Source organism: Caballeronia sp. S22 (genome assembly GCF_964261745.1).
GTDB classification, from domain to species: domain Bacteria; phylum Pseudomonadota; class Gammaproteobacteria; order Burkholderiales; family Burkholderiaceae; genus Caballeronia; species Caballeronia jiangsuensis.
The window spans coordinates 552,846-579,331 of record NZ_OZ180040.1; the positions used below are offsets into that span (position 1 = coordinate 552,846).

Sequence of the window (26,486 nt, forward strand, 5' to 3'; positions counted from 1 at the left end):
TGCTCGGCGAGTACTCGAAGCGAACGTTGGAGACTCAGCGCGACGCACCCGGCGCCACCAGGCCGCGACGCGGAATGGGGGTAGAGAAGACGATCGAGGTCCGCGTCTCGCCATAGGAGTTGATGGTGGCGAGAAAACGCTCCAGTTGTTCGAGACTGGGGGATACCACGGTCACGATGTAGGAATCGGCACCGGCGACGTGATGGCATTCCAGCACCTCGGGTGCGCGGCGCAGCTTGTCGAGGAACGTCTTTTTGCCGGGCTGCTGCACGGTGATGCCGACAATGGCGCGCACGGCATAGCCGAGCTGCACGGGATCCAGGTCGGCGCCTACGGAGCGCACCACGCCGGCGTCCTTCAGGCGCTTGAGTCGTTCCACCGTTGCAGGCACCGACAAGCCCGCGGCAAGGGCCAGCGCCTTCAAGGGCGCGCGCCCATCGTCCTGTAGCGCCATCAGAAGCGCCCAGGCTTTGGCGTCGAGTTGCAGTGCTTCGGTCATGACGGGCTTCCACCTGAAAAATCGAAGATGAACTAGATTTTCGATTGGTGTTTTATTCTGTGCAAGCCTTCGATGCCGCCGGATAATCTCCGACATGGATCTCATCTTGTCGTCACCCATTCCCGTGCTGTTCGGCCAGTCGCTACTGATCGGGCTGTCGATCGCTGCGCCGGTCGGCCAGATAGGATTGCTGGCCATCCAGCGCACGCTGGATCATTGCCGCCCTGCGGGGCTCGCCACTGGATTGGGGGCGGCATTCGCCGACGCGGTGTACGGCGCCATCGGCGCGTTTGGCGTCAGCGGATTGATCGGCTGGTTGTTGAGCCTGAGGCTATGGCTGGGCCTGTTCGGTGGCGGCTTCCTGCTGTGGCTTGCCTGGCGCATCGCCACGAAGCCGGCGGTGCGCAGCGTGAATGCCTCACCGCCGACCAGCACGCTGCTGCGCTATATGGCCGGCACTTTCGTACTGACGATGTCGAACCCGACGACCATCCTCTCGTTCATGGCGGTGTTCGGTGCACTGGCAGGCCGCTCGCCTTCGGCGTCGCCCTGGGTGATGGTGGTCGGCGTACTGGTGGGCTCGGCGCTATGGTGGTTGATCCTGTCTGCCGGTGTGGCTCGGTTGCGCGACCGTTTCGACGAACGTTGGCAACGCGCCGTCAACCTGTGCTCTGCCGCACTGCTGGCTGGACTCGGGCTATGGCAGCTTGGTCAGCTCATCGTATGATCATCGGAGGATCAACCCGTGACGCACCGGCTGAACGTCAGTCACAGGATCGTGGTCGACGCCGCGGTCGATCAGGCCTTCATGTTCTTCACGCCGGCCGGTGAGGAGCTGTGGGTCGACGGCTGGGCGCCAGTCTACGTCTACCCCCGCGATGGCCGCACAGAGGCCGGTATGGTGTTCATCACCGGTCAGGGTGATGAGCGGACTATCTGGACTCTGACTGACTTCGACCGCAAGGCACACCGATCGTGCTATTTGCGCTGCACGCCGGCCTCGCGCACCGGTCGTGTCGAAGTGCGTTGTGTCGCACTCGACGAGGCGCGCACCGAAGTATGGGTGAGCTACGAGCTCACAGCGCTGAACGCTGCGGGCGAACAGGCGCTCGAAGGTTACGAAGGCGAGCGCTTCGCTGCGATGATTGATGATTGGGCACGTAAGATCGCTGCTTGTCGCGAGTTGCTGCTGGCAGCTTCAATATGCTGAGACGGTCGGCTCGCGGTTGCAGCAGCTTCATGGTTTCGGCGACATCGACGTCCGTCGAATCCGAGGACTGTTCTCCGTCGTCTGAGTACTCGATACCATATAAGTGTCGCGGAGTCGCTGTTCATCGAACCACTTTTTTACTGACGACAATGGCCGATCTTCACACCCGAACTGCCAACAGCTTCAACGCGCAGGGGTTGATGCTGACACTCGGTGCACAGCTTCTCCTCGTTAAAGACGGGGAGGTGCAGATCGGACTGCCATTTTCAAGTCACCTATCTCAGCAAAATGGCTATCTCCATGCGGGCGCTACGACGAGCATTCTGGACAGCGCATGCGGATATGCAGCGCTGACGAAGTTAGCGCCTGATTTTGATGTGGTCACAGCAGAGTTCAAGATTAATCTCTTGCGGCCAGCTGTCGGTGAGCGCTTTCTGGCTATCGGACGAGTACAGAACGCGGGCAAGACCCTTACCGTGTGCACGGGTAAAGTGCGGGCGTTTTCCGGAGTCGGGGACGAGCATAAGGTGATTGCGATCATGCAGGCGACAATGGCTAACCTTCGTCGGTAACGGTCAACAGCGCCACTGTTGCGAGGACTGCTCAGTCGGATATCGGAGACGTTATCAAATGAAAGAACGACCGTCTTTTCGCGCGGTAAAAGCGCATTCGATTTGGTTTCTGATCCCTTCTTTCTAGAACAATGGCTCGATCTAAACGAAGCGTGCTCCTGGGGAACAGTGTATCAGTCCCCGGACTTTGTTAAGACTTGGTATGAAACCTATCGTGAACAGTATGTTCCAGTTATTTTGACCTTGGAGAATCTCCGCGAGAATCGGCAAGGTCGCGCGCATGATCGCGAGCGCGCCCATGCTGAGCACGAGCGAGAGTAGCCGGTTCGCGTAGCCGAGCGTCGCGATGGCGCCGTCGCCTTGCTGCGCCATGAAATACTGGTCGATGGGTAGCCAGAGACTCGCCACCACCGAACCGATCGCGAGCATGCCCATCGAGCGAATTGTCGACGGCCATTGCTTCGCGCGCGCCGACACGCGAGGCAGCGCGCGCATCGTGTCTGCGCGGTTCGCCAGCACGCGCAGCCACGCGGCCTGGACCACGAAGCCGAGCGACGTTCCCGCGACCAGCGGCATGATCGACGTGTTATTGGGCGCGGCGAGCACGAAGACCAACAGGCCGATGGCCGGCACGCATTCCAGCAACGTATTGATGTGCTTGCCCGAAGCCTGCAGGCGCGACGACGAGATGCAGATCGTGAACGTCAGCACGCCGACCGGCGTCATGCTGATGATCATCGCCCGGCACATGTCGCGGGTCGATTCCGCGAGACTGCCCGCGATCACACCGGCGAGATAAGGCCAGCAAAACCAGAGCAGGAGCGAGGAGGCGAGGCCGAGGACGAGCCCGACGCCTTCGAGCTCGCCGAGAAAGCCATCGCGCTGGGACCTGTCCTCCTTAAGCGAGACGAGCGCGGGAACGAGCAGCACCGCCAACTCGTTCGTGAGCATCGTGGGCAGCCAGGTGACGAGCGTGAGCGCGAACTGATACGCGTCGACAGTGCCGCTGATTCCGTAGCGATACGCGATCGCCATTTCCTTCGATGCGCCGACGCATTTCCCGGCGATCACGAATATCAGGAGGACGGCCGCGCTTCTCGCGATTCGCTTGTGATCCTGATGCACGCCGCCGAGACGTCGTCTTACCGATTGCACATCTGCGCTCAGCACGTGTACTCCTCCTGCGTTGGAACCTTTCGTCGCGTGGCCCCGACGTCCGGATGAAATCGCAATGCGATGAGATTCGCGAGGGCCGGCGGCTTTCGCGTGAGAGTAACGAACATGCACGAAAACAGGCGCCGCGACTGTTCGCCAAGGCACCCGGCAACGTCGATCACGGCGCGCTGTCCGTTCGGGAAGCGCGAGGAGTCCGATCTTTCCTCTGACGTTTGCTTGCGATAGGGACGCGTGAGAGTCTTGTAAAGCCGCGAACGAACGGTATATTCATTCGCGGCCGCGCTGAGATGACTGCCGGAGCGGAACAGCCGTGAGAAGCGATGTGGCGGCGCCAAGGCGCTCAAGCCCACACAGCGCCTGCAATCACATACAAGCAACGGAGGCCGCTAATCTTGTCGAGGCAGAACACTCACCGCGCTCTTCGCGAATCAGCGGACACGGCGACGCGGAGTATCCGACACCGCATCGGATGGCGGTGACGGGTTTCGGCTGGACAGCAGGCGGTTGATTGACAGCTTTCCTGAAGCCCTGAATGACTCAAGCTGGCCGGCAAGCGCCCGCTCGCCGGCCAAGACTTATTAGACTTCGGTTTGCTCCGCCATCTCGAGTGCGTCGTCTATGCGAAGCATCGTTCGTGAGATGCCCCTCAACGAATTGGGTGAGCTGGTCAAGTCATGGCCCGGGGGGTTCTTCGAAGAAGGTTTGAGGGAGCAATTCGGCGATGCTTGAGGAATACGCCATTGTTCCAGACGTTTTCGATCCGGCCGCATACGCTAACGCCGCGTTCATCGAGATGTGCCTGCCACACCTGAAAGAGCCCCTGCTGCAAGAAGCGTTGGTTCGAGACCTGTGTGATGGCGGCTGGAGTCGCTTTTGCATGGCGAATTCGGGGAGCCTGCATCGGCTTTGCAAGGAGATAGTCAAGAAGCTCGCACAGAGCAACCGGCTTTGCCGTTTTCCCCACCACATTGCCACTGACCCTGCAACAGCATCCGACTGGTGCCTGGAGGGGCTGGGCACGTCAGCAGTAGACGCACTGACCGGCATCATCGCTGGCCACACTACCAAGCAGAACTTCGCGCAGAATGAAGTCGCGTCGATTGAAAAATTGACCGGCACCCCGTGGTGGCAAAGCCGTAGTCCTTCTGCGACGGTAGATCGCAAAACAGCTGAATATCTGCGCGTGCTCCGTCGAGTGTTATTGCAAGCCAACTCGCTGATGTTCACCGATCCGAATCTTGATCCCAGCAGCCACAACTATCGCAAATTTATTCAGTTGCTCGCACCGCTCGCTGGACGGGCGGTCAAGCCCCGAATTGAAATTCATCGCAGCTTTTGCAAAGGCGACGGGCCGGCGCGAACGTTTCCTACCGAGGCCGATTGGAAGGCAGCCTACTCATCACTGAGCATTTCTCTTGCAGCCCAAAATCTGGCGGCAGATGTCTTCTTCTGGGATGACTTTCACGAGCGATACCTCATTGCTGATGTGATTGGTATCAGCGTGCCAGCGGGCTTTGACGTAACCGCTAAGCCTAACGAATGGTCTACTTGGGGGCGCCTCGGTCGCGACGATAAGGATTCGATCCAACGTTTGTTTGATCCTGCTGCACGTGCGGCTAGCCTGAAGTGGCGCTTCACTATCGGGTGACGTGTTGAGAGACGAGTGGAGCATTTACATTTGCAAATGTGTTCTGGGCGACAGCTTCATGTGGTCATGTTGCAAACAATCTCGACCAAAAGAAGGCTTACGTGTGACCCACTGACACACTGCGGGATTTCGTGCAACGCTGATCACGAACACCTGCCGGTGCATGTTGGGCGAACCAGTCACTGGCGAGAACACGTCGACGCTGATGACAGACTCTTGACAGTACGCGCACTACGCGCCGGGCCTGTTGGCCCCGCTCGTTGCGGGGCGATGCTTGACATAACGCGGTCTTAACGTTATTTGTTAGGAATGCAATAGATCAATTCTCTTTGCCGGCCGCCGTCACTCCGCCTCACTTGGCCACTCGGCTGCGAGTTTGCGTGCCTCGGCGCGAAGTTCGTCGGACAGCGGAGACGCCCTTTGGCTGCGAATGAAGCGTTCGAGCTGTTCAATCGCCGCCGTCAGGTCCTTCATTCGGATTGCGCCTAACTGGCAGTCGTGCAACGCCAAGATTTGTTCGAGCAGCGATGCCGTCCGCGCGTCGACGAACCAGGCTTGGTTCTGCTTTCGCTTTGACAATGCCGCATTCATCCCAAACTCGGCGCACGCGAACACCTGCATTGGTAGGGAGCCAAAGCCCATTTCCTGTAGGTGGTGCGTGATGTACAGGGCGCGCAACAGGTCATTGAACTGGTATGAATTTCCATTACCTGCTTTACGGCAGGCCGCCAGCGCGAGATGAAACTGCAGCGACATCTTCTCTGTTGTTGCCGCGGGTAGGGGCAACAACATTGAGCGAGTCATCGGACGGCGGGAACCGGCCGGCTTGCCCGGCGTTCGTGTTGTTCGGTCGGCGCTGCGAGGCATGGAAAGCTGGGCAGAGAAGCGGAGAATGGCTGGCATCGGAATTTTAACGCAGCGACGCCCGCGAGCGGCGGGCGGCGGGCGGCTGCGGCAGTCAAGCGGCGGTGGGGTTTCGTCAAAGTGCGCTATCGCGGCCTGGCGAAGAACGCCACGCGTGCCTTCACCGCTCTGGCGTTGAGTCACATCTACATGAGCCGCGAGACAGGTGCGTCAACGAGGGCCCAAAGTCGGTCGAGAGACCCACTTGCACGGCCCATCAGGGCAAGAAAATCGGTATCCGTCAGCGCAACCCGTCTTGAGTGTCCGAGTGCACGATGCGAAGGTTTCGGCATCGTGGTGATTGGAGTGGTGCGATGGACGACGACGTGATGGGGAGAACTGCCGTGCGAACGGGCGCTCGGCGCCCCCGCCAAGGCGAGGCGTTCTGGCGAGAGATGGTGGCAGCATGGAAGATGAGCGGCGTTGGCACTCGGCGCTTCTGCCGCGAACAAGGCCTGGCCGTCAGCACTTTCGGGTTGTGGCGCAAGAAGTTTACGGGCGAGACGCCTGCAACGATTCCGCTGGCTGTGACGGCCGACGCCGCGTTTGTCGTCGCTCGCCTCGAAGGTGAGCCTGCGGCGACACCATCAACTGCGTCGGCCGATACGTCATCGTTGTCAACGCGTGATCGCGTCACCTTATCGATCGCCGGCGTTCGCATCGAAATGAGCGGCGTGCATGCGGAGCGCATTGTGCGCTTCGTGCTCGGACAGCTTGGCGGTACACGGTGCTGATCGCCGCTGACGTTCGAGCTTACATATGCCGCGAGCCGGTCGACATGCGCAAGTCGATCGACACACTGTCGTATCTGGTCGAACCGCTGCTTGCGCAGAAGCCAAGTTCAGGCAACTTGTTCGTGTTCGTCGGCCGTGACCGCAAGAAGGTGAAGTGTCTCTATTGGGACCGTACCGGCTTCGCGCTTTGGTACAAGCGGCTCGAACTTGGGCATTTTCCATCGCCCGCGGCATTGGCACAGCGCGGTTTCACGCTCGCAGAGCTCAATGCATGGCTTGAAGGTATAGAGATTCCGGCGCGCGAACCTCATCGCGCCGTCGCCGTGACGCGCGTTGCGTAAGCGCCTGAATCGCGCGTAATTCAGGGCTGGCGACGCTTGTAAACGTCGCAAGAGTTGGGCATCATGGTTGACATGTTGCCCGCCGCCGTCACTGCCGGGGATCTGCCACTGGAGCTCGAGGCGCTGCAAGCCTTCGCACTCGAACAGAACCGGCTCGCATGCGTGTTGTGGGAGCAACTGGAGAGCCTTCAGCATCAGATCGCACAACTCAATCGCGCACGCTTCGGCGCGAGTTCTGAGCGCCTGGCGGGTCAGGCCGAGTTGTTTGACGCTGCCTTAGATATTCCCGTTCCTCCCGAGCCGGCGAAGGTTCAAGTCACGGGGCACACCCGGAAGGGACGCCCCGCGTTGCCAAAGGACTTGCCACGCACGCGCATCGAATATGACTTGAGCGACGAGCAGAAGGCCGCATTCGACGCGCTTGAGCGCATCGGCGAAGAGCGTAGCGAGACGCTGCACTACGAGCCATCAAGGCTCACGGTCATCGAACATATCCGTTTCAAGTATGCAGCGAAGAAGGATGGCGAGTCGACCATCGTGACGGCGAGCGCTCAACCTTCGCCGCTGCCCAAGAGTAACGCGAGCGCGAGTCTGCTCGCGAACATCCTGGTCAACACCTACGTCGATCATCTCCCGTTGAATCGGCAGGAGATGCGCTATGCGCGCCGTGGCATTCACCTGCCGCGGGCCACGCTGTGCGAATGGAAGCTGGCCGCAGCAGAATTGCTCGCTGCGCTTATGCCACCGCTGCGTGCGCATCAGTTGCAGGCGCCGCGCATGCACGTCGACGACACGACACTGCCTTTGCTTGAGAAGGGCCGCAAGACCACCCGCACTGCTCGATTATGGGGCTATCTGGGTGCGGGCCAACGCGAGGAGAACGGCGTTTGGGTAGATCACCCTCCGGCGGTCGTGTTCGAGTTCGCTGAATCACGCGCGGGCTCGCATCCGCAGGGTTACCTACGAACTTACAAGGGCTACTTGCAGGCCGACGCATACAGCGGGCACGAGGCCCTCTACGAAACCGGCGACATCATCGCGGTCGGTTGTTGGGCGCATTGCCGCCGTCGGTTCTTTGAAATCGCCAAGACCCAAAGCAAGCCGGGACTCGCGGCACAGGCGCTGCAATGGATCGCCCAGCTATACGCCATTGAGTCGCGAATCAACCATCAGACCCCTGACCGCAAATACGCGGCGCGGCAAGCGGAGGCATTGCCGGTACTGGCGAAGTTCCGTCAATGGCTGGAAGGCAACGCCATCGGTTTGCCGACTCAGGCACCGCTCGCCAAAGCGTTTGGCTACGCGCTACGTCATTGGCAAGCGCTGATTCGCTACACTGAGAGCGGTGTTCTGTTACCGGACAACAACGCGTTGGAACGGCAAATCCGGCCGATTGCTCTTGGAAGAGTCAACTGGACCTTCGCGGGCTCGCCGCGAGGCGCTCGTGCGACGGCCACCATGTATTCGTTGCTTGGCACGGCTCGCTTAAACGGTTTCGAAGTATCCGTCAGCGCATCCCGTGTTGACAGGGCTTCAATCAAATATCGAGGATTTTCCGTAATAGACCGTACGAGACGCGCCAGTGTCCTTCGGAGTCTGTCACGGCGATCGACGCCGTTTTGGCGTTCAGCCTGACGACGGTGCCGACACGCTCGTTTAGATGCTTGTCGGTGAATCCCACGGTGTCGCCGATGAAGAACTCTTCGGGACGCGGGCGCGGTGGCGGCGCTTCCTTTTGAATTGGGGCTGCGGTGGCATCGAGGAGAATCGCCGCATACGACACTGCCCATCGGCGTCGAGTCACGTTGTCCTGTACGACCGCTTGCGTATGTCGCAGCTCGGTGATAGTGCCTTCCGAAGGGGGTCCCAACGGATTGTCACCGATGTATCTGACGGTCATGCCGATGTGCAGTCGTTGACGGACTTCGAGAATGCGTCGGGGGTCATCGAGCATTTTGCCGATGGTCAGATAGAGGCGATACAACTCGGCGCTGGGCGCCTGCCGAAGGGAATCCAGAATGTCCATAAATGTCGGGGTAGCTAGCGGGCAAGCGGCAGCAGTTCGTGCACGCGATTGACGGAATACGACGGCAACTTCTCCAGTGTTTCCTTCAGCCATGCATACGGTTCGAAACCGTTTAAGCGAGCCGTGCCAAGCAACGAATACATGGTGGCCGTCGCACGAGCGCCTCGCGGCGAGCCCGCGAAGGTCCAGTTGACTCTTCCAAGAGCAATCGGCCGGATTTGCCGTTCCAACGCGTTGTTGTCCGGTAACAGAACACCGCTCTCAGTGTAGCGAATCAGCGCTTGCCAATGACGTAGCGCGTAGCCAAACGCTTTGGCGAGCGGTGCCTGAGTCGGCAAACCGATGGCGTTGCCTTCCAGCCATTGACGGAACTTCGCCAGTACCGGCAATGCCTCCGCTTGCCGCGCCGCGTATTTGCGGTCAGGGGTCTGATGGTTGATTCGCGACTCAATGGCGTATAGCTGGGCGATCCATTGCAGCGCCTGTGCCGCGAGTCCCGGCTTGCTTTGGGTCTTGGCGATTTCAAAGAACCGACGGCGGCAATGCGCCCAACAACCGACCGCGATGATGTCGCCGGTTTCGTAGAGGGCCTCGTGCCCGCTGTATGCGTCGGCCTGCAAGTAGCCCTTGTAAGTTCGTAGGTAACCCTGCGGATGCGAGCCCGCGCGTGATTCAGCGAACTCGAACACGACCGCCGGAGGGTGATCTACCCAAACGCCGTTCTCCTCGCGTTGGCCCGCACCCAGATAGCCCCATAATCGAGCAGTGCGGGTGGTCTTGCGGCCCTTCTCAAGCAAAGGCAGTGTCGTGTCGTCGACGTGCATGCGCGGCGCCTGCAACTGATGCGCACGCAGCGGTGGCATAAGCGCAGCGAGCAATTCTGCTGCGGCCAGCTTCCATTCGCACAGCGTGGCCCGCGGCAGGTGAATGCCACGGCGCGCATAGCGCATCTCCTGCCGATTCAACGGGAGATGATCGACGTAGGTGTTGACCAGGATGTTCGCGAGCAGACTCGCGCTCGCGTTACTCTTGGGCAGCGGCGAAGGTTGAGCGCTCGCCGTCACGATGGTCGACTCGCCATCCTTCTTCGCTGCATACTTGAAACGGATATGTTCGATGACCGTGAGCCTTGATGGCTCGTAGTGCAGCGTCTCGCTACGCTCTTCGCCGATGCGCTCAAGCGCGTCGAATGCGGCCTTCTGCTCGTCGCTCAAGTCATATTCGATGCGCGTGCGTGGCAAGTCCTTTGGCAACGCGGGGCGTCCCTTCCGGGTGTGCCCCGTGACTTGAACCTTCGCCGGCTCGGGAGGAACGGGAATATCTAAGGCAGCGTCAAACAACTCGGCCTGACCCGCCAGGCGCTCAGAACTCGCGCCGAAGCGTGCGCGATTGAGTTGTGCGATCTGATGCTGAAGGCTCTCCAGTTGCTCCCACAACACGCATGCGAGCCGGTTCTGTTCGAGTGCGAAGGCTTGCAGCGCCTCGAGCTCCAGTGGCAGATCCCCGGCAGTGACGGCGGCGGGCAACATGTCAACCATGATGCCCAACTCTTGCGACGTTTACAAGCGTCGCCAGCCCTGAATTACGCGCGATTCAGGCGCTTACGCAACGCGCGTCACGGCGACGGCGCGATGAGGTTCGCGCGCCGGAATCTCTATACCTTCAAGCCATGCATTGAGCTCTGCGAGCGTGAAACCGCGCTGTGCCAATGCCGCGGGCGATGGAAAATGCCCAAGTTCGAGCCGCTTGTACCAAAGCGCGAAGCCGGTACGGTCCCAATAGAGACACTTCACCTTCTTGCGGTCACGGCCGACGAACACGAACAAGTTGCCTGAACTTGGCTTCTGCGCAAGCAGCGGTTCGACCAGATACGACAGTGTGTCGATCGACTTGCGCATGTCGACCGGCTCGCGGCATATGTAAGCTCGAACGTCAGCGGCGATCAGCACCGTGTACCGCCAAGCTGTCCGAGCACGAAGCGCACAATGCGCTCCGCATGCACGCCGCTCATTTCGATGCGAACGCCGGCGATCGATAAGGTGACGCGATCACGCGTTGACAACGATGACGTATCGGCCGACGCAGTTGATGGTGTCGCCGCAGGCTCACCTTCGAGGCGAGCGACGACAAACGCGGCGTCGGCCGTCACAGCCAGCGGAATCGTTGCAGGCGTCTCGCCCGTAAACTTCTTGCGCCACAACCCGAAAGTGCTGACGGCCAGGCCTTGTTCGCGGCAGAAGCGCCGAGTGCCAACGCCGCTCATCTTCCATGCTGCCACCATCTCTCGCCAGAACGCCTCGCCTTGGCGGGGGCGCCGAGCGCCCGTTCGCACGGCAGTTCTCCCCATCACGTCGTCGTCCATCGCACCACTCCAATCACCACGATGCCGAAACCTTCGCATCGTGCACTCGGACACTCAAGACGGGTTGCGCTGACGGATACGTTTCGAACCGTATGCATGGCTGAAGGAAACACTGGAGAAGTTGCCGTCGTATTCCGTCAATCGCGTGCACGAACTGCTGCCGCTTGCCCGCTAGCTACCCCGACATTTATGGACATTCTGGATTCCCTTCGGCAGGCGCCCAGCGCCGAGTTGTATCGCCTCTATCTGACCATCGGCAAAATGCTCGATGACCCCCGACGCATTCTCGAAGTCCGTCAACGACTGCACATCGGCATGACCGTCAGATACATCGGTGACAATCCGTTGGGACCCCCTTCGGAAGGCACTATCACCGAGCTGCGACATACGCAAGCGGTCGTACAGGACAACGTGACTCGACGCCGATGGGCAGTGTCGTATGCGGCGATTCTCCTCGATGCCACCGCAGCCCCAATTCAAAAGGAAGCGCCGCCACCGCGCCCGCGTCCCGAAGAGTTCTTCATCGGCGACACCGTGGGATTCACCGACAAGCATCTAAACGAGCGTGTCGGCACCGTCGTCAGGCTGAACGCCAAAACGGCGTCGATCGCCGTGACAGACTCCGAAGGACACTGGCGCGTCTCGTACGGTCTATTACGGAAAATCCTCGATATTTGATTGAAGCCCTGTCAACACGGGATGCGCTGACGGATACGAAAATCGAGCCAAGCGCGTCACTGATCCCGCATTCCGAAATTCAGCGGCAAACTGTCGCCGAAAACGGCGCCTTCTTCAGTACCACCACGAATTTGTCCCCGGCCTGGTGGCCGTAGGTGTCGTTGTAGGCCTTGAACCGGTCGATGTTGTCGACAAACAGCAGGGAGAGCGCGCTGCGTGTACGAGGCGCCCGGCGCCACACGGTTGCCATGCCCACTCCGATCCAACGGACGCCGTGTCCTCACTGTACGTTAGCGCTCGTGAAAATAGCAGGCGGCGCAGTCTGCTTGACTCTATTTCGACCCCGCGCGGTCCTCGCAGTCGGCTCAGACCACGCCGAATCGAAGACAGCGCCTTTTAACTCACGTGTTTGAAGTTCCTCGTCATGCCTCAAGCTGCCGACTGCCTGGAACACGAAGGGCTATCCCGTTCATCGAGCGCTTCGGGGCGCAGATCGTGTGCGTTTAACAAGCGGTAGAGGGTCACGCGAGCGATACCGAGCTCGTTAGCGGCCTCTCCGAGCCGGCCCCGATGACGCAGCAGAGCCATTTCGATCGCTCGCCGTTCGGCTGCTCTGCGTGCTTGTTCGAGTGAGATTGGTTCAGCTTCGGCGTGTTCACCGAGTTCCAGATCCCGGGCGGTGATCTGACGCCCATCAGACATCACGATGGCTCGGCGCACGCGGTTGATGAGTTCACGCACGTTGCCCGGCCACTTATATGTGTGGAGCACCGCAATCGCGCAAGGGGAGAAGCCGCGCACACACCGGCGCGCGTCCTTTTTGAAGCGCTCGAGCATGTGATGGGCGATTAGCTCGATGTCCTTGCCGCGCTCCCTGAGCGGCGGTTCGTTGACCCGCAGCACGCAAAGACGGTGATAAAGGTCGGCCCGGAAACGTCCTTCCATCATCGCCGTCTGCATGTCAACGTGAGTCGCCGATATAATGCGCACGTCAACGGGCGTCGAGCCGTGGCCGCCGAGACGTTCCACCTTGCGCTCCTGAAGGAAGCGCAGCAGGCTCGCTTGGCTTTCGAGCGGCAGGTCGCCGATTTCGTCGAGAAAAAGCGTGCCGCCGTTGGCCGCTTCGACCCGGCCGATCTTGCGTTGGTGGGCGCCCGTGAATGCGCCGCGCTCGTAGCCGAACAGTTCCGACTGCAGCAGGTGCGGCGGGATCGCGCCGCAGTTGATCGCGACGAACGGCTGATCGCGCCGCGCCGACCGTTGGTGAATTGCAGAGGCCGTCAGTTCCTTGCCGGTCCCCGATTCGCCGGAGATGAAGACTGGTGCATCGGTCACCGCGACCTTGCGGATCGACCGGAAGAGCTCGAGCATCGCCTCGCAGGAGCCAATCATTCCGCCTATACCGTGCTCCTCAGCAGCCGGGCGCGCACCGTGTGACGCTTTATCGTGTAGCTTCATCATGCCGTGCGCGTGACCGACCGCATTGACGATCCGTTCGTTTGACGTCGGCAGCGTCACATAATCGAAGCAGTAGTTGCGGATGAGTTGGGGCACCACGGCGTCATTGATCTGTTCGGGGTAGCCAGTTGCTACCCATCCCACATGCGAACTGCCGAGCAACTGCTCGATAGCACGCAAGTCCTGCGGAATCCGAACGCCTGAAAGATCCACTATGCCAGCGCCGACGCGTCCGTCTCGGCGGCCTGTCTTGCAACCCCTATTCGGTTGTACCAAGTCGATGGACCATCGACGCTTTTCTAGTGCAGAGCGCAAGTCTGCGGGCACGTCTTGGCCCACATACCAAAGGTCGCGACATTCCCCGATCATGCCTTTTTCTCTCGTCATTTTTATGAACTATCCAGCAATTATGCATTCGCATCAGAAAACGGGAAACGCGCGCAAACGTTAAACATGGTTTTAATCTTTAAATCATTCAAGGCAGGTCGATTAATCGTTTAGACGGACTTTTTACCTTTCGCTCCGCTGCCGTTTCGGTAGTCGGGTATTATTGCAATGCACACGCATGCCGCCGGCTACCCGGGAGTGAAGGTAAGGATTGCGGCCATGCATCCGGACTTTGTTATCCGACGCAAGGCCGGTAATGTGCCGAGAAGTGTGCAGAAAGTTCGAGTTCGTTTTGCGGCCGCTCACGGCAAATCTTCTATGCCGAACTGGCTTCATCGATCATGAACAACCCTCCCAGTCGCACTCAACGCCCGTCAACAGGAACTGCTCGAACGCGTGAGGCGAGAAGGGTACTTGACCGTGGACGAACTCGCGACCGCGTTTCAGGTGACGCCGCAGACCATCCGCCGCGATGTGAACTGGTTCGCGGACATGGACCTGCTGCGGCGCTTCCACGGCGGCGTGACCATGCCTTCGAGCACGGAAAACGTCGCGTACAGCGCGCCCAAACAGATTTGCCACGACGAGAAGCGGCGTATCGCGTCGCTCGTCGCGTGCGGCCGTGGGACAAGGGCATCGTCGGGGAGATGGCGATCGACTTCATCCGCTAATTTCGCGTCGATTTCGCAGTGATTGGCACGTCGGGAATTGAAACCGACGGCACCTTGCGCGATTTCGACACACGCGAGATTCGCGTCGCACAGGCGATTATGGAGCATGCGCGCACAGTGTTTCTCGTCACCGATCATACGAAGATGGGACGGCCGAGCGCTCGTTCGGCAAGGTCATCTTGAACAGATCGACAAGCTGTTCACCGACAAGCCGCTACCGCCCGAAATGAAAGAGACCATTGCGGCGAGGGGACGCCGTATTCGTCGCATAGGTAACCACCTTGCGGGGCCGTACATCCTCCGGCAAGCTTCGGTGGCAACAGAATGATCGTTGTTATATATGATGTCCTTTATCTTATCCAAAAGGAACCCCGAGATGCTCAAGATCGACGGGCTGGATCAACTGACGCGCCAACTCGAGGACGCCAGCCGGGCCTTCCAATCGCTGGATGGCGAAATCGCCAACATTGTTCCAGGCGACCGGTCGAGTGTGCAGGCGGCCATTGTGCAGCTAGAAGCGACCATCGATCAGAACGCCGCCCCTATCGGGGCAATGAGCTGGTGGAGTCGATGGTCGAGCAGCTCAAAAAGCGGTATCGCGACGAGATCATCAAGCGCGGACGACGGGGCTGAGCGCATGCAACGCGACATGGACTTGATCCGCGAGCTGCTGCTCAAGCTGGAAGCCCTGCCCGCGAACCGCATCGTGCGTCTGGGCGCGGATGATGTCATCATCCAGATCGGGAGGTACAGCCCTGAAGAGGTCTTTTATCACTTGGCCTTACTCAAGGAGGCGTTCTTTATCCATTCGGTGGGCAGTGGCCGGATGGGGTCGATCGAGTTTGCCGGTCTGACATGGGCTGGCCACGACTTTCTCGATTCCGTGCGCAGCCCGGATGTGTGGGATAAGACCAAGCAGCTCGCGGCGGCTGCCGGCGGGTTTACGGTTGAGTTATTGGTGGCGACCGCGAAAAGCTATCTTGAAGGCAAGATCAAGAGGCTCGTCGGTGGCTAATTCAGGCGGGCCCTTGTCGGCAGCCTCGCTGCGCGTCGCGGAAGTCTATGTCCGACCGTAGGTGTTATGGCGCGCGCAACGTGAGAGAGAACAGGGGATGTTTGTTGCGCGGATGGCGAGAACGATGTTCTAAACTTTTCCGCGCATAGCGCGCGAGCTGCAGGCGTAAAGAAGGCCGATGCACCTCTGGTATCGTGCGACGTTGTCCAGACCCCGCACGCTTCCAGAACTGACCGGCCTATGCATCGTATCGTACACGCCTATCGCGCGCTGGAGCAACACCAGCGCGCCATCCTCTCCACGCTCGAATCCTACCGTCCGCCGCGTTGTCCGCACTGTGGCGTCGCCAGCCTTTGGGGGCATGGCTCTTACGACCGCAAGGCTGATCGCAGCGCAGCCGGTGCCCTGAATCCCGTTCTGGTGCCGCGCTTTCGCTGCACGGCGTGCTGCCGTACCTGTTCGCGCCTGCCGCTGTGCTTCTGCCCGCGTCGCTGGTACGGCTGGGCATTGCAGCAGCTGATGCTCTCCCTGTGGATGTCCGGCATGTCGCTGCGCCGCATCGCCGCGGTGGTCGGCGTCGACCGGCGCGAACGGTGGGCCGCTGGTGGCGCTGGCTGTGTGGGCACAAGCCCACCGGACCCTGGGATAGTTCGCTAACCGATAATTAGGTAGCTACCTAATTTTTATACAGGCCCGAATTTTGGCTTCTCTTGATATTGGCGAGAGCCCAGTTCACCGCAAACAAGGTGGCAGCGTCCCTGGAAGCAAACCGCCCGATCGATTCATGGATCTGTTGTTCGCCATTCGAATGGCGGATCGCTACGTTTGAATTAAATTTTCCGTTAATTTTTGTAACGATTGGACTGATAAAAAAGCCGTTGTGATGCATTCTCATCTACCTCGTCTCCCAAGTTCGAATCTAATGCTTTATTAATAATACTACTAGGGATAACCCCATGTCAATTACTGTATCGGCTGCGGCGTTGCACCGGTTTCTACATGTCGAGTCCACGCTGCTGTTTTCCCGACCGTAGAACGCAATCAATCCTTTGCCGTCTGAGCGGTGGCGGAGCAGATTTGATGGCGTAGCCGGTGAGGAGTGACCCGTCTTTGACGTTACAGACTGCGAACAGGACGTCGTAAGGGCTGAACGTCCACGTATGTGGCCGCAACCGGCACCGTCCCATATTCCAAAGTACGGAACTTTTGCCTTTTTGTTGCCGCGATCTCAGCCACGTGCGATAGCATGCTGCATCGGTCGCCGATGTAAATCATGTACTCGCAAGATGCGGCCCGCGAGCGACTGCCGCGGCGGTGCGCGTGGGCGCACAATCTCGACGGCTACCCGCCTGGTTGTCGAAAAGTCCAAGCATCCTGCTTGATGCCGGCACCGCGCCGGTTGCCATCCGGTCGCACTCCATGTCGCACGCAGTTCCGCCAGTTTCCCCCTTCGCAACGAAACGCCCTGCACTGCCAGTACGCCCCGCAACCGTTATGCGACGCCTTCTCCCGTTCTGTCGGCGACACCCGCCGGCAAGCAACGCGTGACATGTGGATGGCGGGCGGTCTCACCAGGACGTGAAGGCGCCCGAACATGAGATCTACCGTATCTCGTACGCGCCTGCTTACGCTCAGGCATCTACGCAAGGACCTGTTGCCATGGGCGATCGCGCTTGCCGTCGGCATCGACTACTTCGACAACACGGTCTTCTCGTTCTTCGCGAGCTTCATTGCCGGCGGCATCAACGCATCGTCGGATGAACTGGTCTGGGCGGCCACCGCGTACGCGACCTCCTCCGTGCTCGGCATCGTCCAACAGCAGTGGGTGATCGAGCGAATCGGCTTTCGCCGCTACCTCAGCGGCTGCCTTCTGATGTTCGCCGTGGGCTCGATCGCCGCGGCGCTAAGCGAATCGTCGATTGAGCTCGCGATCGCGCGCGGCTTTCAGGGGTACTTCATCGGGCCGATGCTGGGCACCTGCCGCATCTTGCTGCAGACATGCTTCACGCCGCAGGAGCGCGCGCTGGCGACGCGCACCTTTCTGACGACGATTCTTCTTGCCAGCGCGCTCGCTCCCATGATTGGCGGTTTTCTCGTCGCGCATTTCGACTGGCGTGCGCTCTTCAGCTGCTCGACGGTGCTCGGCTCCGCGGCGTCCGCGTTCGCCTTCTTAATCGTGCCGCACGTCGGCAAGCGGCGCCCCGAGCGGCGCAGCGCGACGCACCTTTGGCCGTACCTCGTGTTCGCGTTCGCCCTCGGCGCACTTCAGATCGTCACGCAACAGGTGCGCTTCGAACTGTTCACCACATCGCCGATGCTGTTGTTCCTGACCGTGGCCGGCCTGTTCGCGCTCGGCTGGTTCGCGTGGCATCAATGGCACGATCCGAGGCCGCTCTTGCGCCTGAACGCGCTGCGAGAAGGGGCCTATCGGATCGGCATCATGCTGTACTCGTTCTACTACTTCATCAGCAATGCGATCGGCTACCTGATCGCGCGATTGCTGGAGGGCAGCCTCGGCTATCCGGTGGAAAACATGGGGCGGCTGGTGGGTTTCACATCGCTTGCGTCGCTCGCGGTGGCATTCGCTTACTTCCGCTACGCCAAGCGCATCACGCGCAAGAAATGGCTTATCGTGCCGGGATTCCTGATGGCGGCCTTCATCGGCACATGGATCCAGTTCCTAACACCGGACGTCAGCACGCCGTGGCTCCTGCCGCCGCTCGTCATGCGCGGCTTTCTGCTGATGTTCATCGCTCTGCCCACCGCCAGCGCCGCGTTCCAGATCTTCTCGAACGACGAGTTCACGCATGGCTACCGTTTCAAGAACATCGTTAAGCAGCTCTCGTACTCGCTTTCGACGGCGTTCGTCATCATCCTGGAACAGCATCGCGTGGCCGTTCACTCGACCCGCCTGACCGAGTTCGCGAGCCCCTACAATTCTGTATTCCAGAGCACGCTCGAGACGATGACTCACGCGTTCGAGGCGGCAGGACACAGCGCAATCGATGCACGGAATATTGCGCTGGCGGAGCTCGCCCGCGTCATCGCGGATCAGGCGAACTTCCTGAGCGTGCTGGACGGCTTTCACGCGATGATCGTCCTTGCGCTACTGGGCGCCGCGATCGCGTTGGTCCAGAGGCAGATCCGATGACAGTGCCGTGACCGCGGAGATGAGTCGCGCAACCCATGAGTGATGGTAATTCGGACTTGATCGATAGGTGCGATCGATCGTCCGCGAAATCCACCTCAGTCTTTGCAGCCGAGCGAGGAGAGCAGGGCACCACGCTTCGAGATGAGGTGCCTGATGTGATTGCCGGCAAACCGCCCGTCTGCTTAAACGCGCCGAAGGCGCAACATCTCGATTAAGATCTTGAAAGGGCTGGACCTCAGACCGTTGAACAACGACCTACCTAACCGAAAACTATCAAGCCCGCGACGAGGCGGTGACACCTCGTCAGCACCACTGCCCCAGTTGGAGTAAGACTGTTCGATAACACCGGCAAGCACTCGGGGATGCGCCGTTTCGGTGCTTCAAGTAGACTGAGCGTACCGGGTCCTAACGATCGTTCAAAACATGCCGGCGCGGAGATGCGGGCGCGATAAGCCGGGCCCGGCATTCACGCACGCAAGAGATAGGAAATGTCAACGAATACCCCGCAGACACCCCCTTCTTCATCCTTCGCTCCGGCCCGGCGGCAGTTCATTTTCGGCACAGCTGTGCTCGCGACGTTCGGCGTGGCTGGGTTTGTTGGTGGCATGTCAGCGCGGCATAGCGCCTGGGCCCAGGGCTCGACCGTGAGCGATGCTGACTTTGCGGCGTTCATGCACCTGTCCCAGTACCTGACCGGCAAAACGACACTCGATGTTGAGATCGCCCGGGCCATCTTTGCAGGTCTGCATGACGAAGATGCGAATGTCGCGACACAAGTCGCGCAGATCAACGACTTCGTCGCGCGCTCGAAGACGCCCGCAAACGCTCTGCAAGCGGCGCTCGACAGCACGCAGCCCGCCCTCGCGGGCCTGCCCAAGCGGATCATGCCTGCGTGGTATCTGGGCGTGGTTGGCTCGGGCAAAAAAGCACGCACCGTAGCCTACGAACAGGCATTAATGTATCCACCGATCGCCGACGTCATCGTCATGCCGAGCTATGCGCGCGGCGCGCCCGGCTACTGGGCACAGCCCCCGCACCTGTCCCATTCCTGATTCTGATATCACCATGGCATCGAATAACTCAGCCGACGTCGTGATCGTCGGTGCTGGCATCGCCGCTGGCCAGATCGCCCAGAAACTCGCCAGGGCGGGCATTGATGTTCTGATGCTCGAAGCGGGGCCTCGGGTCGAGCGCTGGCGCGTCGTCGAAAATTACCGCAATAGTCCGTTCAAATCGGACTTCCAGTCACCCTATCCGCCCACCGAGTACGCGCCGCATCCGCAATATTCACCAAATAATGATTATCTGGTGCAGCGCGGTCCCGAACCGTACAAGGCCGGCTATCTGCGCATGGTCGGCGGCACGACGTGGCATTGGTCGGCTCAGTCGTGGCGCCTGCTGCCCAGCGATATGAGGCTCAGAACGCTGTATGGCGTAGGACGCGACTGGCCGATCAGCTATGACGACCTTGAGCCGTATTATTACGAGGCCGAGGTCGAAATGGGCGTGGGTGGCCCCGACGAAGGGCTCGGCTCGCCGCGCTCGAAGCCGTACCCGCATCCCGCGCTGCCGCTTTCGGATTTCGACCAGCGCTTCAAGGAGGTGGTCGAGCAGCACGGCTATCAGCATGTGACCGAACCCGCGGCGCGCAACACCGCACCGTTCGACGGACGCCCCGCGTGCTGCGGCAACAGCAACTGCATGCCGATCTGTCCGATCGAGGCGCAATACACGGGCGAAACCGCGATCCGCAAGGCCGAAGCCGCGAAGGCGCGCCTGCTGCCGAACGCCATCGTGTACCGCATCGAGCACGACGCGAATGCGCGCATCGTCGCCGTTCACTACAAGGATCCGGACGGCACATCGCATCGTGTGACAGGCGAGCTTTTCGTGCTTGCCTCGAACGCGATCGAGACGCCCAAGCTGATGCTGATCTCGACGAGCGACAAGTTTCCCAACGGCATTGGCAACAGCTCGGATCAGGTCGGCCGCAATCTGATGGATCATCCGGGCACCACCGTCACGTTCCTCTCGGCCGAACCGATGTGGCCGGGCCGCGGCCCGATGCGTCTTAGCTGCATCAACAACCTTCGCGACGGCGCATTCCGCTCGGAATACTCGGCAATGAAGCTCAACGTCGGCAACTATTCGCCGATGCGTGCCGTCACCGACTATCTGCTCTCGAAAGGCGTCTATGGTGCGGCGCTCGACGAAAAGATCCGCGAATACTGCTCGCGCTGGGTTGTGGTGAACAGCTTCTTCGACATCCTGCCCGACCCGGAAAATCGCATCACCGCAAGCACGGAGTTCAAGGACAAGATGGGCATTGCGCGCCCCGAAGTTCACTACCGCATCGACGACTACATCAACCGGGGCGCAAAGGTTGCGCGCGAGCACTACGCGAACATCGCGAGCCTGTTCGGTGGAACCGAAGTGCGCTTCGACGACACGTACTTCAACAACAACCACATCATGGGTACGCTGATCATGGGCGACGACCCGCGCGATTCCGTGGTGGACCGCGACCTACGCTCGCACGATCACCAGAATCTGTTCATTGCATCGAGCGGAACGATGGCGAGCGCCGGTACGGTGAACTGCACGCTCACGCTGTGCGCGCTGTCGATGCGGCTCGCCGACAAGCTGATCGATGAGATGAAACATGCGTGAGGCGCTGGTCATGAAGAATAATACGAGACCTCTCGGACGCGTCGCCGCGCTCCTAAAGTGGCTGCCCGCGAGCGCGTTCTCGCTGTGCGGCCTGACGATCAGCGGCCTCGCGCAGGCCGATGACGCTGCACTCGTCAAGCGCGGGGAATATCTCGCGGGCGCTGCCGACTGTATCGCGTGCCACACGTCGAACAAGGCCGCACCGTTTGCGGGCGGTGTGCCGTTCGAGCTGCCCTTCGGCACGATTTATTCGACCAATATCACGCCCGACAGCACCCACGGCATTGGCGCGTTAAGCGACGCAGACTTCATCAGCGCGGTCCGCGAGGGCAAGTCGAAAGACGGCAAGCGCCTCTATCCGGCGATGCCCTATACGTCCTATACGCAGCTTAGCGACGACGACGTTCTCGCCATCCGCGCGTATCTGCGCACCGTCGCACCGGTCAACAAGTCCGCGCCCGCGAACGCGCTGTCGTTTCCGTTCAACCAGCGCTGGGCGATGGTGTTCTGGAATCTGTTCAACTTCTCTTCGGGCCGTTTCAAGCCCGATCCGGCAAGGAGCGCTGACTGGAATCGTGGCGCGTATCTGGTGGGCGCGCTCGGGCATTGCCAAGAGTGCCACACTCCGCGCAACTTCATGCAGGGGCTGTCCAGCAAATCGCTTGCGGGTGCGCAGCTCGGCAACTGGACCGCGTACAACATCACGTCTGATGGGAACGGGGGTGTTGGTGGCTGGACCGACGCGGAGCTGACCAGCTATCTGCGTGACGGCGTGGCACCGGGCAAGGCGAACGCGGCGGGCCCGATGGCCGAAGTGGTCCAGAACAGCACGCGCTTTCTCACGCCCGCAGACCTCAAGGCGATGGTCATCTACCTGCGCACCGTGCCCGCCCAAGGCGACGGCGCTACGCAGCCACGCTACAGCTGGGGCTCGACGATCCAGAGCGTGACTGCGCTGCGCAACCGACCACTCACGGTGCTGGGCACGGGCGGCACCGCCGACGGGCGCACGCTCTACAATGCCAATTGCGCAAGCTGCCACGGCTGGCCAGGCACGGGCGTAGGCGGCAGCGACCCCGGCGCGTACCCCTCGCTGCTGCACAACACAGCCGTGGGCGCCGCGAACGCGGACAACCTCACGATGGTGGTCCTGCGCGGCGTGAGCCGCCGGACCAACGCAGGCCACGTGGCCATGCCTGCATTCGCAGGCGAACTGAGCGACAGCGAAGTTGCGACGCTCGTCAACTTCGTCACGACGCAATTCGGCAATCCGTCCGGCACCACGACCGCCGAGAAGGTCGCGAAGATGCGTTAAGCCTGGCGCCCGTCCATAGACTCGCAAATGCACACGAACAAAGGTGGGTTCAACCCTTCTTCCTTTAGGTGAATGCATTGTCCATGCCACCGTTAAATTCAGCATTTTCGTGCGAGCTGGCCGGCGGTGCAGCAAGCTTAGACAGCCAACACTGTGACCGACTTTGTAGCGAGGCACGGTTCGAGGGTTCGGTCGCGGTAGGGGGCTATTCGGGTGAACGGCGGTGATATGATGAGGATTGCTTATATCGTCGGCGAGTAGAATTGCTGGGCGGCAGATGGATTGAGTTTGCTTGCATCCTCCATCGGCCCCTTGACGAGCATATGCATGAGTTCAATTCCCCTCAACAAGATACCGGCACAGCGAAAATCCTTCAATCCCAACACGGACCGGGTACGGCGCTTGATTGCCCGGTTGGTCTTGTTCCACGGTGTTGTTGGGATACCTGGCCTGACGGATCTTGATTGGCGACTCACGCTCGGCGTTCACCGCGTGCAACCGGGCCAGATTGGCACCGCTCTTGTCGATAGTTACGGTTTCGGGCGCGCCACTTTGATCGATAGCCTGTTCGCCCGTGCCTTGCTGGCCGGAGAACCGCGAGAACGAAGGTCTTCAGTGATGTATTCAGACTTCAATGCGTCATCGTATTCCCGACCGGCCGCGCATCGCTGTCGTTCAACGTTTTGAGAAACGCGATCACGTCCTGGATATCGCTGTCCGACCAGACCGGCTTGCCTCCCTTGTGATTCGTCATCGGCGCAGTACGATGATCGACGTTGGTCTGGTATTTCACCGGCAGGTCGTCGAAGTGCTGCTTGCCGCCTGGATGCGGATACCACTTCGCCGGATCGGTGTCCCGTTGCACATAGAAGCCCAAGGCGTCTTCCAGCGTGTGGAAACGGCCGTTGTGGAAGAACACCTGGCGCGTAGCGACGTTGCGCAGCGTGGGCGTCCTGAACATGCCGCAATACCACTTATTCTCAGTCTTGTCGACCCGGACCGGGCCGCACAGTCCCATGTCGTAGTATCTCGGATCCCCATGGCCGCTATTTCCGGATTGCGCGGCACGCCCAGCGTCTGGAAGTTGTAGTCGGTGAGCACCGGGTGCGCGCCGGCAGCGCCTTTGTCGACGAGGTGGCACGATGCACAGTTCCCGCGATCCGGGTCGTTGAAAAGCGCGAAGCCACGCGCCTCCTGCTGGCTGAACGCCGCTTTGCCGTCCAGGACCTGGTCGAACTTGCTGTCGAAGGGCTGGAAGCTGGGATCGTCGAACTGAAACCGCTCGAGCGCCTTGCCCAGCGCCGCGAGCGCGTCAGCAGGGCGCGAGCCAATATCCTGGCCGAACACTTCGCGGAAACGTGCTGCGTAAGCACTCTTGCTCAGCTTGGCCGTGACGTCGGCGGCGTCCGCGTTGGCCATCTCGTCGGGGTTCAATAAGGGAAAGGCGGCCTGATCGGCAGGGCGGTCGAAGCGTCCATCCCAGGTATAGCCCCCGGAAGGCATGTTGTCTCCGTCCTCGAGTCGCTCCTTGAAGCTGCTCGCATACGTGTGCGTCCAGACGGGCACGCGGCGCAGATATCGCAGCGAAGGCACGGCGCGCGTGCCATGATGCTTCATATCGGAGCCGCCCAATTGCACGGCGAGGCCGTTGGTCGGACCGTAGGCATGTTCCGGATTATGGCAACTCGCGCACGACTGTTTGCCAGAAGCCGATAGCGACGGATCGAAGAAGGCCAGTTTGCCGATTTCGGCCATGTCCTTGTTGGAAGGCGTCGCGGAAGCCTTGGTGGTGACAGTAACACCGGTACCACCGTCCTGTTGCCCGCACGCCGTCAATAGCATGCTCGCGATGAAAAAAAGGGCCGCCCCCCGGGCGGTCCATCCAGTACATTGGAAAAGCATTTGGTTTTACTGGTTGAAGACGTCGGAACCGAAAGTCGCCAGGTTCGAATCATTCGCGTAGCCCAGATACTCCGGAATACCGAAGCGGTCTTCCAGGCTCTTTAGCAGCGCGTAGTGGTTGTAGCCGGTATCGCTGGTGGTGCCACCCTTGATGAACGGCGAAAGCAGCAGTGCGCCGGTGCGGTCGCCGCCGACGCCGTCGTAGTGCATGCCGATCCTGATCTGCTTGACGCTCGACGGAAGCAACGCGGTGTTGATGCCCAGCGAAGACGCGTACATGATCGGAAGCGTGGACAGGATCTGATCGTCGGGACGCTTGACGTTTGGGCCGGTCTGCTGCGTGCAGCACGAGGCGCCCGGCAGATTGATCGTGAGATTCATCTGCGAGTAGTCGGCGTTGAACATCGTGGTCATGGGCGAACTGGCCGCATTGGACTCGTCAAAGTTGACGATGATCAGACCGTCTTGCTTATAGGCCGCCGAAGCCTGGATGATCGGAATCCACTTTTTCAGGAACGCGTCGATCGAAGTCAGGCCGCCCGGCGCGCCGCTCTTGCAGCCCTTGCCTGCCGCGCCCGTACCGTCGCCGTCGTGGCCGTCGTCGCACAGGTTGGGCGTGATGAAAACAAGGTTCGGCGTGGTATCGATGAACTTCAGGTCGTTCTGCAGGTTGTCGTCGAGGCTCACGACGTGCTGGTCGCAATAGTCCGTATCGTCGATGATTGAGTGGAAGTACACGAACGGATTGTGGCGAGTCGCATAGGCATCCGCCTTAACATCGCCGGACGCGGAACCTGCCTGGGCAGACTGGGTACCGTCGACCGCTTTGGTCGGATCCGTGCCTGCCAGCTTCGCGGTGCGCGTCGGGAAACTGCACGTCTTCGTGCCATCGCGGTTCAGGTCGTTGCCCATATCTCCCATGTAGCCCTTCCAAGTGAACTTGGCGTTATCGAGCTGGTTGGCGAGCGTCTTGACGCGCGCCGGATACACGCATCCACCGCCCGCGTGGCCGTTCGCATCCGTGCCAGCCTTGAGCACCTTGGGGTTAGCGCTGTCGTTACCGGCATCGACGATTTCCGACCACAAACTGAAGCAGTCGGTTTCCGTATCCACTGTCGAAGGCTGGCCGCTCACCATCGAGATATAGTTGTCCAGGCTGACGTGGCCGGTACCATAGTAGTTGGTCAGCAAGGCGCCTTGACGAACCAGCGACTTGAAGATATGGGTCCTGGTCGCTGGCCGCCGCACTTGTGCCGAACGACTCCTCGTAGTTCTTATTCTCCATCGTGATCACGAACACGTGACGAACCGCCTTCGAACTCACGACCGTCTTGATGTAGTTGTCGCTCGCTGCCTTCACGCTGGCAAGACTCGTGTCGCTGTTGAAGTCGCCGAGCAGCTTGTCGGCAGACACACCGCCATATTTGGCAGCCAGCGTGCTCTTGGCATCGGTCAGCGAGGCGCCCCCTGCAACCAGTTGTGCCAGTTGCGTGGTAATGGCACTCACGGTGCCCGTCGCGCCCTTCGGCGCGAGGAAGAACGCACTGGAGCCGAATTGGGGACCCATGTCGTTCCCATTGGTATCGTTTTCCCGTGCGCTGGTCAAATCGGCGACCACATTTTTCCAGATGCCGTTGCTCTTGTCGCCGATGGAGAAATTACCCTTTGCATCACTCACGGTAGACGGTTCGCCGCTGTCGCACTTTCCGTTGTCGTTGAGATCGAGACAGACCTTGGCGTTCTGGATGTAGCTGCCGAGTACCTGGCC

Annotated in this window: 26 protein-coding genes and 3 pseudogenes; 16 read left to right on the forward strand and 13 right to left on the reverse strand. The window is 60.3% G+C overall.

Annotated elements, in window-relative coordinates; genetic code table 11:
• Window positions 1–34: 34 nt before the first annotated feature.
• The gene (locus tag ACEN42_RS40985) at window positions 35–499 is read right to left on the reverse strand and encodes an Lrp/AsnC family transcriptional regulator (protein ID WP_371884073.1); all 465 of its coding nucleotides are present in this window, start codon (window positions 497–499) and stop codon (window positions 35–37) included.
• A 94-nt stretch (window positions 500–593) separates the two neighbouring features.
• On the opposite strand from ACEN42_RS40985, the gene ACEN42_RS40990 reads away from it, so the two are divergent.
• The 3 genes from ACEN42_RS40990 to ACEN42_RS41000 all read left to right on the forward strand — a co-directional run bounded on the left by ACEN42_RS40990 (window position 594) and on the right by ACEN42_RS41000 (window position 2,281).
• Window positions 594–1,226 (forward strand): LysE/ArgO family amino acid transporter, encoded by a 633-nt coding sequence (locus ACEN42_RS40990; protein WP_371884074.1) that lies wholly within the window; start codon window positions 594–596, stop codon window positions 1,224–1,226.
• An 18-nt stretch (window positions 1,227–1,244) separates the two neighbouring features.
• Window positions 1,245–1,709 carry an SRPBCC family protein gene (locus ACEN42_RS40995; protein ID WP_371884075.1) on the forward strand — a complete coding sequence of 155 codons (465 nt, stop codon included), beginning with the start codon at window positions 1,245–1,247 and terminating at the stop codon, window positions 1,707–1,709.
• A gap of 149 nt (window positions 1,710–1,858) precedes the next feature.
• Window positions 1,859–2,281 (forward strand): PaaI family thioesterase, encoded by a 423-nt coding sequence (locus ACEN42_RS41000; protein ID WP_371884076.1) that lies wholly within the window; start codon window positions 1,859–1,861, stop codon window positions 2,279–2,281.
• Window positions 2,282–2,422: 141 nt separating this feature from the next.
• Here the strand turns inward: ACEN42_RS41000 and ACEN42_RS41005 are convergent, their stop codons facing one another.
• On the reverse strand, window positions 2,423–3,451 hold the full coding sequence (locus ACEN42_RS41005; RefSeq protein ID WP_371884077.1) for a lipid II flippase MurJ: 1,029 nt from the start codon (window positions 3,449–3,451) through the stop codon (window positions 2,423–2,425).
• A gap of 727 nt (window positions 3,452–4,178) precedes the next feature.
• Between ACEN42_RS41005 and ACEN42_RS41010 the strand changes: the two genes are divergently transcribed.
• Window positions 4,179–5,105 (forward strand): hypothetical protein, encoded by a 927-nt coding sequence (locus tag ACEN42_RS41010; protein ID WP_371884078.1) that lies wholly within the window; start codon window positions 4,179–4,181, stop codon window positions 5,103–5,105.
• Window positions 5,106–5,447: 342 nt separating this feature from the next.
• Here ACEN42_RS41010 and ACEN42_RS41015 read toward each other — a convergent pair whose 3' ends face one another.
• Window positions 5,448–6,008 (reverse strand): hypothetical protein, encoded by a 561-nt coding sequence (locus ACEN42_RS41015; protein ID WP_371884079.1) that lies wholly within the window; start codon window positions 6,006–6,008, stop codon window positions 5,448–5,450.
• A gap of 314 nt (window positions 6,009–6,322) precedes the next feature.
• On the opposite strand from ACEN42_RS41015, the gene ACEN42_RS41020 reads away from it, so the two are divergent.
• The 3 genes from ACEN42_RS41020 (at window position 6,323) to ACEN42_RS41030 (ending at window position 8,718) form a co-directional block, all read left to right on the forward strand.
• Window positions 6,323–6,742 carry an IS66 family insertion sequence element accessory protein TnpA gene (locus ACEN42_RS41020; protein WP_371882815.1) on the forward strand — a complete coding sequence of 140 codons (420 nt, stop codon included), beginning with the start codon at window positions 6,323–6,325 and terminating at the stop codon, window positions 6,740–6,742.
• A gap of 44 nt (window positions 6,743–6,786) precedes the next feature.
• Window positions 6,787–7,083, forward strand: a complete 297-nt coding sequence (tnpB, locus tag ACEN42_RS41025; protein ID WP_371882816.1) for an IS66 family insertion sequence element accessory protein TnpB — start codon at window positions 6,787–6,789, stop codon at window positions 7,081–7,083.
• A 63-nt stretch (window positions 7,084–7,146) separates the two neighbouring features.
• The gene (locus ACEN42_RS41030; RefSeq protein WP_371884080.1) at window positions 7,147–8,718 is read left to right on the forward strand and encodes an IS66 family transposase; all 1,572 of its coding nucleotides are present in this window, start codon (window positions 7,147–7,149) and stop codon (window positions 8,716–8,718) included.
• On the opposite strand, the gene ACEN42_RS41035 is transcribed toward ACEN42_RS41030, so the two are convergent.
• From ACEN42_RS41035 to ACEN42_RS41050, 4 genes are all read right to left on the reverse strand, one after another.
• Window positions 8,621–9,202: a hypothetical protein gene (locus tag ACEN42_RS41035; RefSeq protein WP_371884081.1), complete on the reverse strand. Its 582-nt coding sequence runs from the start codon at window positions 9,200–9,202 to the stop codon at window positions 8,621–8,623. The genes ACEN42_RS41030 and ACEN42_RS41035 overlap by 98 nt on opposite strands.
• Complete coding sequence (locus tag ACEN42_RS41040) at window positions 9,124–10,647, reverse strand: IS66 family transposase (RefSeq protein WP_371882817.1); 1,524 nt, start codon at window positions 10,645–10,647, stop codon at window positions 9,124–9,126. The genes ACEN42_RS41035 and ACEN42_RS41040 overlap by 79 nt, the downstream gene beginning before the upstream one ends.
• A gap of 63 nt (window positions 10,648–10,710) precedes the next feature.
• Window positions 10,711–11,007 (reverse strand): IS66 family insertion sequence element accessory protein TnpB, encoded by a 297-nt coding sequence (tnpB, locus tag ACEN42_RS41045; RefSeq protein ID WP_371882816.1) that lies wholly within the window; start codon window positions 11,005–11,007, stop codon window positions 10,711–10,713.
• 44 nt (window positions 11,008–11,051) lie between these two features.
• The gene (locus ACEN42_RS41050) at window positions 11,052–11,471 is read right to left on the reverse strand and encodes an IS66 family insertion sequence element accessory protein TnpA (RefSeq protein WP_371882815.1); all 420 of its coding nucleotides are present in this window, start codon (window positions 11,469–11,471) and stop codon (window positions 11,052–11,054) included.
• A 112-nt stretch (window positions 11,472–11,583) separates the two neighbouring features.
• Between ACEN42_RS41050 and ACEN42_RS41055 the strand changes: the two genes are divergently transcribed.
• Together ACEN42_RS41055 and ACEN42_RS41060 are read left to right on the forward strand one after the other, a co-directional pair.
• Window positions 11,584–11,646, forward strand: a complete 63-nt coding sequence (locus ACEN42_RS41055) for a hypothetical protein (protein WP_371884682.1) — start codon at window positions 11,584–11,586, stop codon at window positions 11,644–11,646.
• A 14-nt stretch (window positions 11,647–11,660) separates the two neighbouring features.
• Complete coding sequence (locus tag ACEN42_RS41060) at window positions 11,661–12,149, forward strand: hypothetical protein (RefSeq protein ID WP_371882818.1); 489 nt, start codon at window positions 11,661–11,663, stop codon at window positions 12,147–12,149.
• Between the two features lie 133 nt (window positions 12,150–12,282).
• On the opposite strand, the pseudogene ACEN42_RS41065 reads toward ACEN42_RS41060, so the two are convergent.
• Both ACEN42_RS41065 and ACEN42_RS41070 read right to left on the reverse strand, forming a co-directional pair.
• Window positions 12,283–12,390, reverse strand: a pseudogene (locus tag ACEN42_RS41065) (diguanylate cyclase domain-containing protein); the annotation flags it as partial.
• Between the two features lie 188 nt (window positions 12,391–12,578).
• Complete coding sequence (locus tag ACEN42_RS41070) at window positions 12,579–13,976, reverse strand: sigma 54-interacting transcriptional regulator (protein WP_371884683.1); 1,398 nt, start codon at window positions 13,974–13,976, stop codon at window positions 12,579–12,581.
• Window positions 13,977–14,378: 402 nt separating this feature from the next.
• On the opposite strand from ACEN42_RS41070, the pseudogene ACEN42_RS41075 reads away from it, so the two are divergent.
• The 7 genes and pseudogenes from ACEN42_RS41075 to ACEN42_RS41105 all read left to right on the forward strand — a co-directional run bounded on the left by ACEN42_RS41075 (window position 14,379) and on the right by ACEN42_RS41105 (window position 22,816).
• Window positions 14,379–14,993: pseudogene (locus ACEN42_RS41075) on the forward strand (DeoR/GlpR family DNA-binding transcription regulator).
• Between the two features lie 48 nt (window positions 14,994–15,041).
• Entirely contained in the window at window positions 15,042–15,680 is a 639-nt protein-coding gene (locus tag ACEN42_RS41080; RefSeq protein WP_371884082.1) for a DUF2513 domain-containing protein, read from the forward strand.
• A gap of 240 nt (window positions 15,681–15,920) precedes the next feature.
• Entirely contained in the window at window positions 15,921–16,337 is a 417-nt protein-coding gene (locus tag ACEN42_RS41085) for a DUF6431 domain-containing protein (RefSeq protein WP_371884083.1), read from the forward strand.
• Between the two features lie 937 nt (window positions 16,338–17,274).
• Window positions 17,275–18,831, forward strand: coding sequence for an MFS transporter (locus tag ACEN42_RS41090; RefSeq protein WP_371884084.1), 1,557 nt, complete (start codon window positions 17,275–17,277; stop codon window positions 18,829–18,831).
• A gap of 488 nt (window positions 18,832–19,319) precedes the next feature.
• The gene (locus ACEN42_RS41095) at window positions 19,320–19,883 is read left to right on the forward strand and encodes a sugar dehydrogenase complex small subunit (RefSeq protein ID WP_371884085.1); all 564 of its coding nucleotides are present in this window, start codon (window positions 19,320–19,322) and stop codon (window positions 19,881–19,883) included.
• Window positions 19,884–19,896: 13 nt separating this feature from the next.
• The gene (locus ACEN42_RS41100; RefSeq protein ID WP_371884086.1) at window positions 19,897–21,501 is read left to right on the forward strand and encodes a GMC family oxidoreductase; all 1,605 of its coding nucleotides are present in this window, start codon (window positions 19,897–19,899) and stop codon (window positions 21,499–21,501) included.
• A gap of 10 nt (window positions 21,502–21,511) precedes the next feature.
• Window positions 21,512–22,816, forward strand: coding sequence for a cytochrome c (locus ACEN42_RS41105; RefSeq protein ID WP_371884087.1), 1,305 nt, complete (start codon window positions 21,512–21,514; stop codon window positions 22,814–22,816).
• Between the two features lie 242 nt (window positions 22,817–23,058).
• On the opposite strand, the pseudogene ACEN42_RS41110 reads toward ACEN42_RS41105, so the two are convergent.
• From ACEN42_RS41110 to ACEN42_RS41125, 4 genes and pseudogenes are all read right to left on the reverse strand, one after another.
• A pseudogene (locus ACEN42_RS41110) lies at window positions 23,059–23,386 on the reverse strand (DDE-type integrase/transposase/recombinase); the annotation flags it as partial.
• Between the two features lie 61 nt (window positions 23,387–23,447).
• Window positions 23,448–23,609: a hypothetical protein gene (locus tag ACEN42_RS41115; protein WP_371884088.1), complete on the reverse strand. Its 162-nt coding sequence runs from the start codon at window positions 23,607–23,609 to the stop codon at window positions 23,448–23,450.
• Window positions 23,606–24,571: a cytochrome-c peroxidase gene (locus ACEN42_RS41120; protein WP_371884089.1), complete on the reverse strand. Its 966-nt coding sequence runs from the start codon at window positions 24,569–24,571 to the stop codon at window positions 23,606–23,608. The genes ACEN42_RS41115 and ACEN42_RS41120 overlap by 4 nt, the downstream gene beginning before the upstream one ends.
• A 153-nt stretch (window positions 24,572–24,724) precedes the next feature.
• Window positions 24,725–25,966 (reverse strand): alkaline phosphatase family protein, encoded by a 1,242-nt coding sequence (locus ACEN42_RS41125; RefSeq protein ID WP_374191233.1) that lies wholly within the window; start codon window positions 25,964–25,966, stop codon window positions 24,725–24,727.
• Window positions 25,967–26,486: the final 520 nt, after the last annotated feature.